This window comes from Bordetella sp. N, from assembly GCF_001433395.1.
In the GTDB taxonomy this organism is placed as follows: Bacteria; Pseudomonadota; Gammaproteobacteria; order Burkholderiales; family Burkholderiaceae_B; genus Bordetella_C.
In genome coordinates this window covers 5,262,238-5,276,817 of the sequence record NZ_CP013111.1, presented here as the reverse complement: position 1 = coordinate 5,276,817, position 14,580 = coordinate 5,262,238, and the positions used below count along the sequence as shown (strand labels likewise).

Genomic DNA, 14,580 nt, shown 5'->3' with positions numbered 1-14,580 from the left:
CAGGAGGGTGCGAGTTGAAGCGCGAGACCAGCGATATCTCCAGCCTTTACCGGCAGTTCGGGGGCGATCCCGGACAATATCGGGAACTGGGCAGGGACGGCAAGGCAGTGCAGGCGCGCGAGCGCTGGCCGCTGCTAGGCCACGTTCAGCCGGGGACGCGCTACGTGCCACCCAAGGCCGGCAGCAGCACCGCCGACCGTCCTGTCGTCGCGGCCACCTGGCCGCCGCTGGCGATCACCCCCACCATGAGCCTGCTGTTCCCTGAACAGCCGTCGGCCGATCCGGTGCAACGCGGCTCGGTGGCCAGCGCGGAAGCCATTCTTACCCTGATACATAGCGCGCGCGTGGAGCGTCCCGCACTGGACGCCCTGGTGGTGCCGCCGGTCATCGACGAAGACGCCACGGCGAACGAAGATCCGGTCGGCGACGTGGAGTTCGCGCCCGCGGTCCCGGCCGCCACCCCCGAAGCCACCGTGCCGGTCGCTTCCGTGTCACTCGCCGACGCGCCGGAACCCGTCGCGCAGCGCGCCGAACCGCGGCTGGAGCCGCATCTGGCGCCGCCGGCCGCCGCGCCGGAGCAGGCAGCGACGCCGGCGCCCGCCGCTCCCGTCCAGCCCGCGCCGCCTCTGACGCTCGTCCATCCCGCTCCGGCCGCGCGCACCGCGCAGCCGGAGGCTCCCTCTACGTCCCTGCAAAGCGTGTTCAAACGTCTGGTCCAGGCCCCCAGCTCCGAAGCGAATGCCAAGCAGGATTCGCCGCCCCGCAAGACGACGAAAAAGTGAAGACCATAGCCATCGTTTCCGCCAAGGGCGGAGTAGGAAAGACCACGGTCGCCGCCAATCTCGGTCTGGCGCTGCGCCTGGCCGGCCAGCCCACGCTGGTGGTGGACTTCGATCCCCAGAACGCCTTGCGCTTCCATCTGGGCGCTGACCGCCAGACCGGCATCAGCGGCCTGGCGCGCGCGTCCCTGACGGGCCTGCCATGGCGCGATATCGGCGTGCAGGGCGATTCCGGCGTGCATCTGCTGCCCTTCGGCCAGATCAACGAAGACGACCGCATGACCCTGGAACAGCAGATGAACCAGGACAAGCATTGGCTGGAACGCCATCTTGCAAGCCTGGCCCTGCCCGACGACACCCTGGTCATCCTGGACACCCCGCCGGGCCCGTCCGCCTATCTGCGCCAGGCCCTGGCCTGCGCCGACCTGGCGATCATCGTGACCCTGCCCGACGCCGCGTCCTACGCCACCTTGCCCTTGATCGAAAGCCTGATCACGCAGTACTGCGAAGGCCGCGCGGGCTTCCTGGGCCACGCCTACATCGTCAACCAGGTCGACCGCGCACGGCCGCTGGCGAAAGACGCGGTCCAAGTCATCCGCAACACCCTGGGCAACCGCGTCATCGGCACGGTGCACCTGGACCCCACCGTCGGCGAAGCACTGGCCTTCGGCAAGACCGTCATCGAACACGCGCCGCACAGCCAGGCCCGCACCGATCTGGCCGCCTGCACCCACTGGGTGATTCAGCAACTGCGTCAGCAACCGAGCACCGCCGGAGGCACCCGAGCATGAAGTCCTCGACCACCGAAACCTCGGCGGCCGCCGGTCGCGTCTCCCGTTGGGGCAACCGCCTTCTGTCCTGGAAAGTCTGGGGCATGCAATGGGCGCGCATCCTGGCGACGGTACTTGCCACCGTCCTGTTCGTGCTGGCCGTCGCGGTCGAAATGGACCTGGGCCAGCAATTCCTCTTCGCCCTGGCCTGCGTGGTCATGACGCTGCTGCTGCATCGCGTGGCCGGCCGCCTGGCCACCCTGGTCATGGTGATGCTGTCGATCACCACGTCGGTACGCTATATGTATTGGCGTATCACCGACACCCTGGGCTTTCACGGCGTCCTGGACAACATCTTCGGCTACGCGCTGCTGTTCGCGGAAATCTACGCGCTGTCGATGATGCTGTTGAGTTATTTCCAGAGCGCCTGGCCCTTGCACCGCAAGCCCGCGCCGCTGCCGGCCGACACCACGCGCTGGCCCAGCGTCGACATCTTCATCCCGACCTACAACGAACCGCTGGACGTGGTGCGGCAATCGGTGCTGACCGCGCTGCAGATGGACTGGCCCGCCGACCGCGTCAAGGTCTACGTGCTCGATGACGGCCGCCGCCAGGAATTCCGCGAGTTCTGCGAAAAGGCCGGCGCCGGCTACCTGACCCGTCCGGACAACAAGCACGCCAAGGCCGGCAACATCAATGCCGCGCTCACCAAGACTGACGGCGAATTCGTCGCCATCTTCGATTGCGACCACATCCCGGTGCGGTCCTTCCTGCAGATCTGCATGGGCTGGTTCGTCAAGGACAAGAAGCTGGCGATGCTGCAGACGCCGCACGTGTTCTTCTCGCCCGATCCCTTCGAACGCAACCTGGACACCTTCCGCAACGTGCCCAACGAAGGCGAGTTGTTCTACGGCGTGGTGCAGGACGGCAACGATCTGTGGAACGCCACGTTCTTCTGCGGCTCGTGCGCGGTGATCCGCCGCACGGCCCTGGCGGAAGTCGGCGGCGTGGCCACCGAAAGCGTCACCGAAGACGCGCTGACCGCGCTGAAGATGAACCGCGCCGGCTACAACACCGCCTACCTGGCGGTGCCGCAAGCCGCCGGCCTGGCCACCGAAAACCTGTCGCGCCACATTGGCCAGCGGACCCGCTGGGCCCGCGGCATGGCGCAGATCATCCGGGTCAACAATCCGCTGCTGGGCAAGGGCCTGAAGCTGGGCCAGCGCATGTGCTACCTGAGCGCGATGCTGCACTTCTTCTTCGGCCTGCCGCGCGTGATCTTCCTGACGACGCCGCTGGCCTATCTGTTCTTCCACGCCAACGTCTTCCAGGCCTCGGCCATCATGGTGGCGGCGTATGCGCTGCCCCACATCGTGCTGTCCAACCTGACGGGCTCGCGCATCCAGGGCAAGTTCCGCCACTCGTTCTGGAACGAAGTCTACGAATCGGTACTGGCCTGGTACATCATGAAGCCGGCCATGATGGCGCTGATACGTCCCAAGGCGCCGCAATTCAACGTGACCGCCAAGGGCGGCATCATCAGTGAATCGTATTTCGACTGGACCCTGGCACGCCCCTACGTGGTGCTGCTGGCGCTGAACCTGCTGGGCGTGATCGCCGGCGTGGTCAGCCTGGTGCTGGACACGGGCGGTGTCGATCAACGCTTCACCATCGTGCTGAACCTGGCGTGGACGGTCTACAACGTCATCATGACCAGCGCCAGCGTGGCCGTGGCCGGTGAGGTCCGCCAGCTGCGCAACGCGCCCCGCGTGGCCGTCACCCTGCCCGCCATGGTGACCCTGCCGGACGGCCGCACGGTGGCGTGCGACACCAGCGATTTCTCGCAAGGCGGCCTGGGCCTGGTCCTGCCCGCCGGCGTGATCGTGCCCACGGGCATGCACGTCAGCGTCTCGGTCTTCCGCAACGAAGACGAAGCCGTCTTCCCGGCCCTGGTCACGTTCAGCCAGGGCAGCCGCCTGGGCGTGAGCTTCCGCGAGCTGACCCTGGAGCAGGAAAAGGAACTGGTGCAGATGACCTTCGGCCGTGCCGACACCTGGGCCTTGACCTGGGGCAGCATGGCGCCCGATTCCCCCCTGGCCGCGCTCAGCCAGATCTCTCAAATCGGAATGCGCGGCTTCTCGCTGCTGCTGCGCCAATTGCGTGACCGTACCCTCGCGGGCCTGCGTCGTCCCGCGTCCGTATTCACCAAGCAATGAAGGACGATAGATCGATGACCCCCAGGCTCGAAGCGCGACCGCTCCTGCTGCGCCGCTCGCGCGTATTGCCCGCCCTGGTATCGGCACTGCTATCGCTGGGCGTGCCGCGCGCCATGGCGGCGCCCACCGACACGCCGCCCGCGGATCCCGCCAGCGCCCCGCAAGCCGCGACGCCTGCCGCGCCGCCGGCGCCGCTGCCGCCGGGCGCCTATACCTATTCGATTCCACTGTCGCGCCTGAGCGGCCAGTCGGCACTGCCGCTGCGCGGTGTCGATGGCATCAACGGCCTGGGTTTCGCTCAACGGATAGACCAGAGCATCATCGGCGCCAACGTGCATCTGGACTACACGTATTCGCCGTCCCTGCTGCCCGATCTGTCGCACCTGAAGATCATGCTCAACGGGGAAGTGGCGCAGAGCATCCCCTTGCCCAAGGAAACGGCGGCGGATCCCGTGCAACGCACCGTGGCGCTGCCGGTGCCCGCGTTGACCGAGTTCAACCGGCTCGACATCCAGCTCGTCGGCCACTACACCCTGGGCTGCGAAGACCCCCTGCATTCCAGCCTGTGGGCCGACGTCGCCGGTCGCAGCACCCTGGACCTGACCGTCATGCCGGTCGACCTGCCGAACGATCTGGCGCTGCTGCCCGCGCCGTTCTTCGACAGCCACGACATCCGCCAACTGGACCTGCCCATCGTGCTGGGCCGCACTCCCGATGGCGCGCGCCTGGAAAGCGCGGGCATCGTGTCGTCCTGGTTCGGCGCGCAAGCCGGCTATCGCGGCGCCAAGTTCACTGCCAGCATCCAGGACCTGCCCGCCAAGGGCAATGCGGTGGTGCTGCTCCAGCAGGGCGATACGATCGCCGGACTGCAGGCCCCGGCCTTGCAAGGCCCGACCCTGGCCATGGTGAACAACCCCAATGATCCGCATGGCAAGCTGTTGCTGGTCATGGGACGTGACGCCAAGGAATTGAAGCAGGCCGCCATCGCGCTGGGCGTGGGCAGCGAGACCCTTTCGGGTCCCACCGCCCGCATCACGGAACTGACGACGCTGGCACCGCGCAAACCCTACGATGCGCCGAACTGGCTGCGCAGCGACCGCCCGGTAATGTTCGGCGAGCTGGCGGCCACGCGCGCGCTCAACGTCTACGGCCATCGTCCCGCGCCGATCAATGTCAGCCTGCGCATGCCGCCCGGCCTGTTCGGGTGGCACAGCGACGGCGTGCCGGTGCAGCTCAAGTACCGCTATTCGCCGCGTCCCAGCGCCACCCAATCCGTCATGGAAATGGTGGCCGGCGACCAGCTGGTGCAGAGCTTCCGCCTGAGCGACGGTACGCCGTCCGTCTACAACAGGTTGTCCAACCTGCCGACGTCCGAAGGCGAAACACGCGTGATGGTGCCGCCGTATCTGCTGCCGCCGCTGACCGCGCTGCAGTTCCGCTACGTCTACGAATACGCCAAGCTGGGCGAATGCCAGAACAGCATCGTCGACAACATCCAGAGCTCCATCGATCCCGGTTCCAGCATCGACATTTCCAGCTTGCCGAAGTACGCGGCCATGCCCGATCTGTCGCTGTTCGCCGATGCCGGCTTCCCCTTCACGCGTATGGCCGACCTGTCGGAAACCGCGGTGGTCCTGCCTGACAACGCCACCGTGACCGATTACTCGGCCTACCTGACGTTGCTGGGGACCATGGGCCAGTCGACAGGCTATCCCGCCACTGGCGTGACGGTCACCCAGGCGTCTCAAGTGGAAGGCTTGAAGGACAAGGACCTGCTGGTCCTGGCCTCGGGCGCCAACCAGCCGCTGGTCAAGCAATGGAGCGCCTACCTGCCCAACGGTTTCGATGGCAGCCAGCGCAAGTTCGCCATTTCCGACTGGTTCTCCGGCATCGCCAACTGGTTCGGTCCCGATCCACGCGATCGCAAGCGCACCGCGGACCTCAAGCTGACGTACGTCGGCGGTGGCGCGAATGCCACCGTGGCCGGCCTGGAGTCACCCCTGAAATCCGGCCGCAGCGTGGTGCTGGTATCCGGCGCCAACGTCGATGGCCTGAATGCCGCCGTCGATGCGGTGCTGGCCAACCGCGACACCACCACCAACAAGGCGGAAGACCTGCAGCACAAGATAGGGGGCAGCCTTACGGTGGTCTCCGGCAAGCAGGCGCTGACCGTGCTCGATGAGCAGAGCTACTACGTCGGCTCGCTGCCCACGTGGCTGGGCCTGCAGTGGTTCTTCTCCAACCATCCGCTGACCCTGGTCGCCGCCTTGGTCATCAGCGCGCTCGTCATCGCCGTGCTGCTCTACCTGTCCCTGCGTGCCCGTGCGCATCGCCGCCTCGGATCCTGAACATGTCCACCGTCCAACGCCAAGAAAAGACCCCCGCCATGCGCAAGTCCGATGCACGTACGTTCTCCTTGCGCCCCGCCATCGCAAAGTGGTCCGCGCTGTTGATGAGTTGCGTGCTGAGTACGCAGGCCATGGCCCAGCCCGTCAGCCGTGCCCCCACGTTGCCGCCGCAACCGGCCGGCGCATCGGCCGCGGAACCCGCGCCCGCCGGCACCGCGGCGGCAGCGCCCTTCAAGCCGGACCTCACCTTCACGCTGGAACAGCTGGGTGCGCAGTATCCGCTGAACCTGCGCGGCATCGACGGCAGCAACACGCTGGCCTTCAGCGTGCGCAACGACGAAGTGGTGACCGGCGCGCGGCTGGACATGCGCTACACGTATTCGCTGGCACTGCTGGCGGACATCTCGCACATCAACGTGCTGGTCAACGATGAGGTGGCCGCGACCATTCCGGTGCCCAAGGAAACGGGCGGGGTCAACCTGCAACGTACCGTCGAGATCCCGCCTTACCTGATCACCGCGTTCAGCAATCTGCGCCTGCAGCTGATCGGCCACTACACGATGAATTGCGAGGACCCCTTGCATTCAAGCCTGTGGGCCAACATCAGCAATCAGAGCAAGCTGGAGCTGGCCACGTCGCCGGTGCAATTGCCCGATGACCTGGCCCGCTTGCCCGAGCCTTTCTTCGACCGCCGCGATGCCCGCACGCTGCAACTGCCTTTCGTCTTCGCGGCCGCGCCTGACACCGCCATGCTGGAAGCAGCCGGCACGGTGTCGTCGTGGTTCGGCGCACTGGCCAGCTATCGCGGCGCCAAGTTCAGCGCCGCGGTCGCGCAGCTGCCCGCCAAGGGCAATGCCGTCGTGTTCGCGGTGGGCGCCACGCCGCCTGGCGTGACGACGCCGCTGCAAGGCCCGACCCTGGCGGTCACGGCCAATCCCAACGATCCCAACGGCAAGCTGCTGGTGGTGATGGGCCGCAACGCGCAGGAACTGAAGCAGGCGGCCAATGCACTGGTCACCGGCAGCCAGACCCTGACCGGCCCGTCGGCCACCATCACGCAGTTCGCCGACCTGCAACCGCGCAAGCCCTACGACGCCCCCAAATGGCTGCGCACGGACCGCCCGGTTTCCTTCGGCGAGCTGATCGACGCGAAGCGCCTGAATGTCTCGGGCTACAGCCCCGACACCATCCGCCTTGACGTGCGCGTGCCGCCCGACCTGTTCGGCTGGCGCGAGAACAAGGTGCCGGTCAATCTGCACTATCGCTACACGCCGCAACCCACGTCGGTGAATTCCTCGCTGCTGTTCAGCGTGGACAACCAGTTCGTCAAGTCGATCCCGCTGTTCGCGCTGGAAAAGATCTCGGACGGCGAGAAGCTGCGCGCGCAGGTGCTGCCGGATGAGAGCCTGCCCATGCAGGCGCAGATCGACCTGCCGCTGGAATTGCTGAAGTCGCGCTCGCAATTGCAGTTCCGCTACATGTACGACTACATCAAGCAGGGCGAGTGCCGCGACATCATCATCGACAACGTGCGTGGCGCGATCGATCCCGAATCGACCATCGACGTCAGCGGTTATCCGCACTTCATCGCCATGCCCAACCTGGCCGCCTTCACGCAGGCCGGCTTCCCCTTCACCCGCATGGCCGACCTGTCGGAAACCGCGGTAGTGCTGGGCAGCAACGCCGCCGCGCAGGAATACGGCGCGTACCTGACGGTGATGGGCCGCATGGGCGAATCGACCGGCTATCCCGCCACCGGCGTCACCGTCGTGAAGGCCCAGCAAGCGTCCACCGCCCCCGCGGGCAAGGACCTGCTGATCATCGCATCGGGCGCCGACCAGGCCTGGTTGAAGGATTGGGCCGCGCGCATGCCGGCCGCGTATGACAACAACGGCCGCTTCGCGGTGTCGGACCTGGTCTATCGCGTATTGGGCTGGTTCCACATCGATCCGCGTCAGGATGAACAACCGCCCCGCACGGCACTGGCCTACACCAGCAGCGGCGTCAGCGCCGTGGTGGCCGGCTTCGAGTCGCCGCGCGAAACCAAGCGTAGCGTGGTCCTCATCGCCAGCAACCAGCCCGAAGGCCTGCAGGACGCCACGTCGGCCCTGATCGGCGGCAAGGACTATGAGCACCCCATCCAGGGCAGCCTGGCCATCATCCGAGGCAAGCAGGTCGATTCCCTGGTGGGTGAACATCAATACTACGTCGGCACCCTGAGCTTCTTCAAACGCATCGACTGGTGGTTGTCGTCCATCAATCCGAACCTGACGCTGGTCGGCTTGATCATCGGCGTGGTGATCGCGCTGGCGGTGCTGGGCTTCCTCCTGAGCCTGCTGCGCCGCAAGCCCAAGTCGAAGACGTCGGTTTAAGGACACGTTGTCAGCGATGAAGAACGCCACCGTCGGACAGTCCCTGCTTCCCGTCCGCGCGCTGCGCCGCGGGCTGGCCGGGCTGTTGCTGGCCCTGGCCGCGCCTTTGGCGCCTGGCGTGGCGGCCGCCGCAACGGCTGCCACGTGCGCGCCGTCGGCCTGGTCGCGCTGGGATGACTTCAAGCAGCACTTCGTGCAGGCCGACGGCCGCGTGCTCGACGCCAGCACGCCGCGCCGGCACAGTTCGTCGGAAGGCCAGTCCTACGGCATGTTCTTCGCGCTGGTGGCGAACGATCGCGACACCTTCGACCGCATGTGGCGCTGGACCGTGAACAATCTGGCGGGCAGCGATATCTCGCAACGCCTGCCGGCCTGGTTCTGGGGCCTGCGCGATGACGGCACCTGGGGCGTCATCGACACCAACTCGGCCTCGGATGCCGATCTGTGGTTCGTCTATGCCTTGCTGGAAGCCGCGCGCGTGTGGAACCAGCCTGCCTACGCGAACGATGCGCGCACGTTGCTGACGCTGATCGAGAAAAGCGAAGTCGCGGAGTTCACCGGCTTCGGCACCATGTTGTTGCCCGGGCCGCAGGGGTTCACCCAGCCCAATCAATGGCGGGCCAATCCCAGCTATCTGCCCATGCCCGTGCTGCGGCGCCTGGAGAAAGCGTCGCCGCAGGGCCCGTGGGGAAGAATCGCCGACAACACGCTTCGTCTGGTCCAGCAAAGCAGCCCGCTTGGCTATGCGCCGGATTGGGTGGCCTACAACGTCGACAAGGACGGCGTGGGCAGCTTCGGGCCCGATCCCGACAAGGGCTCGGTCGGCAGCTACGACGCCATCCGAACCTATCTGTGGGCCGGCATCACGCCGCCGTCCGATCCCTTGGCCAAGCCCATGCTGCAAGCGTTGGGCGGACTCGCCAAGAGCACGGCGCAGGACGGCGTTCCGCCTGAAAAAGTCGACGTGCGTACGGGCCGGACTTCGGGCAGGGGACCCTTCGGATTCTCGGCCGCGCTGCTGCCTTATCTGCAGGCCTCAGGACAAAAGAATTTGATCGAAAGCCAACTGGGCCGCGTGCGTTTCGCATGGAACCTGAGCCTTGCGCCGACCCAGGTGGCACAGCGTCAGCCACCTTATTATGATTACGTGCTCAGCATGTTCAGCACCGCGTGGCTAGACGGCCGTTATCGCTTCCGGCAAACGGGGCAAATCCAATTAGAGTGGGAGAAATCATGTCCGCACGCCGTCACACGGTAGCGCTTGGACTGTTGGCCGCCTTGGCCCATCCGATGGTGTGGGCGCAGGACGATGCTTCTCGCACACTGGTCGAACAAGGCCGCTATTGGCGCGACCAGGGCAAGCCTGACCAGGCCGCGCAAGCCTGGGAAAAGCTGCTGTTGACCGACCCCAAGCAGCCCGAAGCGCTGTACGGCATGGCTTCCATTGCGATCGGCAAGGACCAGCTTCCGCAAGCGCGCGATTACCTGACCCGTTTGCGCGCGGCCGCGCCCGACAGCCGCTACGTACTGCAGCTCGAACAAGACCTGCGGCTGGCCGTCAATCCCGGCAAAGCCGATATGGAAAAAGCGCGCATGATGGCGCAGGATGCGGCCAACAACAACGACAACGCCGCCATGGTGGCGGCCATCGCGCAGTTCGACAAAGCCCTGGGCGGCAAGACCCCGCAGGGCATGGTTGCCCGCGAGTACTACACCTTCCTGGGCTACACCGATGGTGGCCTGGATCGTGCCATACAAGGTTTGCAACGGCTCGATCGCGAAAGCCCCGGCAACCCTTTGATCGCCTTGCCGCTGGCGCAGCACATGGCGCGCAACGAGCGCACCCGGATGGAAGGCATCCGGCGCTTGCAGCAACTGGCGCAACGGCCCGACATCGGTGGCGCCGCGTCGGAATCCTGGCGCTATGCCTTGACCTGGCTGGGCGCGCCGCGTCCCGAGGAAAAGCCGCTGTTCGAAGCCTATCTGGCGAAGCATCCGGACGACGCGGAGATCCGCGCGCAGATGCAGCAGGTGCGCACCGCGGCGGCAGGCCCCGGCGTGTCGTCGCAGGACCCACGCCTGACACGCGGTTTCGCCGCGCTCAAACGTGAAGACACCAGCGCGGCCGAACGCGAGTTCAACGCCAAGTTGAAGGAGACTCCGGACAACGTCGATGCCCTGGGCGGCCTGGGCGTGGTGCGCATGCAGCAGAACAATATGCCTGAAGCCGAGCGGTTGTTGACCCGCGCGGCTTCACGGCCCGGCGGCGCGCGCTGGAACAAGTCCTTGAACACGGCGCGCTACTGGAACCTGATCGGCCAGGTCAACGCGTCGCTGGAGGCCAACGACCTGGTGTCCGCGCGCAGCTTCCTGGACCAGGCCATGCGCCTGGACTCGCGTGAGGCCGCCGGCCGCAATGCAGTGGCGCGGCTGTATGCGGCGCAGGGCGATCTGGGCACCGCCGAGAAAGCCTATCGCGCGGTGTTGGCTGCCGACAAGAAAAACAGTGAAGCACTGAGTGGCCTGGTGGGCATACTCGCCCAGACGGACCGTACCGACCAGGCCATGCAATTGGTGAACGGCCTGACGCCGGCACAACAGGCCGACCTGGGCGACCTTAGCCAATTGCGCGCGTCGGTCGCCGCGGGCCGTGCCCGCGCCGCCGAACAGCGTGGCGACCCCGAAGCCGCGCGCCGCGTGCTCGAAGACGCGATGCGCGACGATCCCAACAATCCCTGGATACGTCTCGAGTTGGCGCGCTACTACGTCGACAAGGGCAATACAGTTGAAGCCCGCCGCATCGTCGACAGCGCGTTGTCGGCCAACCCCGACTCGCCCGATGCACTGTATGCCAGCGCCTTGCTGTCCATGCAGTTGAGCGAATGGGACAAGGCCAAGCAGACCCTGGCGCGCATTCCGCAAGGCAAGCGCACGCCGGCCATGGCCAGCACCGAAATGCAGGCGGACTTTCAGTTGCAGGTGCGCTACGCGGCGGAACTGGGCCAGGATGGCCGCACCCAGGAAGCACGCGCCTTGCTCGCGCAGCTGGAACCCGCGGCAGGGCAGAACCCCGCGCTGGTCGGCGCGGTGGCACAGGCCTATGCGGACGCGGGCGATCCGAATCGCGGCATGGCCTTGCTGCGTCAGTTGCAGGCCGGTCCCAACGGTACCCGTCCCGATGTCCTGCTGCCGTATGCCGGCATGCTGGTGAAGACGGAACAGGACGTCGAAGCGGCCAAGGTGCTGCGCCAGATCCAGGCGCAGAAACTTACCCCCGCGCAGGCGCGGCAACAGGAAAACCTGGTTTTCCTGTACACCGTGCGGCAAGCCGAATTGCTGCGTCGCCGTGGCGACGTCGCGCAAGCCTATGACGTGCTGGCGCCCGCGCTGAAGAAGCGTCCCAACGATCCCCTGGTGATCGCGGCGCTGGCGCGCATGTATGCCGATGCCGGCGACAACGCCAAGGCCCAGGAGCTCTATAACAAGGCGCTGGCAGGCGATCCGAACAATGCAGGCCTGTTGCTGGGCGCCGCGCAAGTGGCGTCGCAGAGCGGCGATACGCGCCATGCCAATGGCATGCTGGAACGTGCCGTCGCAGCGGCGCCGAATGACCCCGACATCCTCGCCAGCGCGGCGCGCATCTACCGCGCCAACGGCCGGGTCAGCAAGGCGCAAGACCTGCTTGCCACCGCCATCGACGTCAAGCAGAGAAGGCAGCAGACGCAGCTGGCCATGGCGCCAGCCCGTGCCGCCGATCCTGGCGTTTCGGACAACCCTTTCCGCAAGGGTTCGGCGATGCCTTCGTCGGCCATGAACACGGCCTTGCTGGACTTGCCTGATGCGAACACGGCCACCACGCCCGACACGCAAGGCGTGCCTGGCAGGCCGCAGGATGCCGCGGCCCTGCTGGCCATGCCCGGCTCGCAATACGGCGCCATACAGCCTGGCGCGGCGCCGCCGACCGCCGTGGCAAGTGCGCCGGCACAAACCGCCGCGCGGCCCGGCAATGCCGCGCTCGCGGGCGCATCGCCCACCGCCTTCGGCAGCGTGGATAACACGCAGCCCCCGGAAATCCAGGTCGCGCGACCGCTCACGCCTGGTGGCACGGCGACGTCCATCAGCGTGCCGCAAACGGTGGCCGCCGCGTCGGCGCGATCCAGCGACTCGCCGTCCGACCTCGCCACCATGCAGAAGGACTTGCGCGAGATCCGCGAAGAGCGCTCGCCGGAAATTCGCGTCGGTGTGTTCGCGCAAAGCAACAACGGCACCGACGGCATGAGCCGCCTGACCACCGTGCAAGAGCCGGTGGAAGTGCTCCTGCCGGCGGGCGACGGCAAAGTGTCCCTGCGCGCCACGCCGGTGCAGCTGAACGCGCGTTCGGTAGGTAGCGACATCTACAACAGCAGCACCTTCGGCGCAGGTCCCACTGCGACAGTAGCGCAACAAGCCGGCACCGTCGGCGGACCAGGCTCGCAGAAAGACAGCGGTGTCGGCTTGTCGGTGGGTTATCAAACCAAGAGCCTGTCCGCGGACATCGGCACTACGCCGCTGGGCTTCGAGCGCAGCAATCTGGTGGGCGGTGTCGAATACCGCGGCACCCTCGATCCCAAGGCGGGCACGTATTACACGGTGGGCGCATCGCGGCGCGCCGTCACCGACAGCCTGCTGTCCTTCGCCGGCGCGCGCGACGAGCGCACGGGCGACAGCTGGGGCGCTGTCACGGCCACGGGCGTGTCGGGCCAGATCGGCGTGGACAAGCAGGACTACGGCATCTACGGCTACGGTTCGTGGCAGTACCTGGATGGCAGCAACGTCGCGTCGAACACCCGCGCCGAAGTGGGTGGCGGTATCTATCGCTACCTGGTGCGCGACACCAACCGCATGTTGACCGTGGGCCTGAACCTGGGCGGCACGTTCTACAACCGCAACGAACGCTTCTTCACCTACGGCAGCGGCGGCTACTTCAGCCCGCAAGAGTTCTATGCGTTGAGCGTGCCCATCACCTGGGCCGAACGCATGGACCGCTTCAGCTACAAGCTGCAGGGCTCGGTAGGTGTGCAGCACTTCCATGAAAAGGGCGCGGACTATTTCGCGACCAGTTCCTCGCGGCAGGCGGCAGCCGTACAAGCGGCAGCCGATCTTGGCCTGGGCGATGGCGCGACCTACTCGGGCCAGTCCAAGACCGGTGTGGGCTACAACCTGGCCGCCTCGGCGGAATACCAGCTGGCCAGCAACTGGTTCGTGGGCGCCACCGTCGCGGCCGACAACGCCAGCGACTACCGTCAATACGCAGGCGGCTTGTACTTGCGCTATACGTTCTACCCGCAAACGCGTCCCCTGGACATGCCGGTGGTGCCGTATCGCTCGCCGTACAGCCGATGAATCGAAGCCAATAATCCTTAGGAGTCAGCAGCATGATTTCCGTCCTTACGGGCCTCACCATCCTCGTCGTGGGCGACAGCCACCTCGGCTATCCCGGGTATCTGATCGACACCCTGCAGGACAACCTGCTCGCCAATGGCGCCAAGCAGGTCCACACGGTAAGCGTGTGCGGCTCGACGCCGGCCCAATGGATCACCGCCACGCCGGGCACCTGCGGTGGCGCGGAGAAAGTCGGCAAGACGCCGGTCGTGCACAAGCAGACCGCCAGCACCACGCCTATCTCGCAGCTGCTGGCCGCGGACAAACCCAATCTGGTGATCATCGTCCAGGGCGACACGATCGGCGGCTATGCCCAGCCCGTGTTTCCCAAGACCTGGGTCTGGCAACAGGTCACGACACTGACCAAGGCGATCGCGGCAACCAATACCGCTTGCGTCTGGGTGGGTCCGCCCTGGGGCAGCGAAGGCGGCAAATACCAGAAGACGTTCCCGCGCGTGCAGCAGATTTCGTCCTTCCTGGCGACCAACGTCGCGCCGTGCGAATACATCGATTCGACCAAGATGTCCAAGCCGGGTGACTGGGGCAGCACCGACGGCCAGCATTTGACCACCACCGCATACAAGGCCTGGGGCAAGGATATTTCCGACGCCCTGCAGCAACTGCCCGGCGTCAAGAAGCTGAAGCCGTAACGAACCATGCGCCTGCCGGAAAGG

8 protein-coding genes are annotated in these 14,580 nt (G+C 66.3%); all 8 read left to right on the top strand.

All coding sequences use genetic code 11. The features are described from left to right. The first annotated feature begins 14 nt into the window (after positions 1-14). Genes bcsP through ASB57_RS22770 form a run of 8 tightly spaced genes read left to right on the top strand, consistent with a single transcriptional unit; the run spans position 15 to position 14,556 of the window. A complete protein-coding gene (gene bcsP / locus ASB57_RS22805) occupies positions 15-782 on the top strand; it encodes a cellulose biosynthesis protein BcsP (protein ID WP_057654271.1) in 768 nt (255 codons plus the stop codon). Beyond that, positions 779-1,570, top strand: coding sequence for a cellulose biosynthesis protein BcsQ (bcsQ, locus tag ASB57_RS22800; RefSeq protein WP_057654270.1), 792 nt, complete (start codon positions 779-781; stop codon positions 1,568-1,570). The genes bcsP and bcsQ overlap by 4 nt, the downstream gene beginning before the upstream one ends. After that, complete coding sequence (bcsA, locus tag ASB57_RS22795; protein WP_057654269.1) at positions 1,567-3,765, top strand: UDP-forming cellulose synthase catalytic subunit; 2,199 nt, start codon at positions 1,567-1,569, stop codon at positions 3,763-3,765. The genes bcsQ and bcsA overlap by 4 nt, the downstream gene beginning before the upstream one ends. A gap of 14 nt (positions 3,766-3,779) precedes the next feature. Next, positions 3,780-6,113, top strand: coding sequence for a cellulose biosynthesis cyclic di-GMP-binding regulatory protein BcsB (gene bcsB / locus ASB57_RS22790; protein ID WP_231755217.1), 2,334 nt, complete (start codon positions 3,780-3,782; stop codon positions 6,111-6,113). A 2-nt stretch (positions 6,114-6,115) separates the two neighbouring features. Then, positions 6,116-8,485 carry a cellulose biosynthesis cyclic di-GMP-binding regulatory protein BcsB gene (gene bcsB, locus ASB57_RS22785; RefSeq protein ID WP_231755216.1) on the top strand — a complete coding sequence of 790 codons (2,370 nt, stop codon included), beginning with the start codon at positions 6,116-6,118 and terminating at the stop codon, positions 8,483-8,485. Positions 8,486-8,501: 16 nt separating this feature from the next. Continuing rightward, the gene (bcsZ, locus tag ASB57_RS22780; protein ID WP_057654268.1) at positions 8,502-9,743 is read left to right on the top strand and encodes a cellulose synthase complex periplasmic endoglucanase BcsZ; all 1,242 of its coding nucleotides are present in this window, start codon (positions 8,502-8,504) and stop codon (positions 9,741-9,743) included. Continuing rightward, positions 9,719-13,867: a cellulose biosynthesis protein BcsC gene (locus ASB57_RS22775; RefSeq protein WP_057654267.1), complete on the top strand. Its 4,149-nt coding sequence runs from the start codon at positions 9,719-9,721 to the stop codon at positions 13,865-13,867. Before bcsZ ends, ASB57_RS22775 begins: the two co-directional genes overlap by 25 nt. A gap of 32 nt (positions 13,868-13,899) precedes the next feature. Continuing rightward, a complete protein-coding gene (locus ASB57_RS22770) occupies positions 13,900-14,556 on the top strand; it encodes an SGNH/GDSL hydrolase family protein (RefSeq protein ID WP_057654266.1) in 657 nt (218 codons plus the stop codon). Positions 14,557-14,580: the final 24 nt, after the last annotated feature.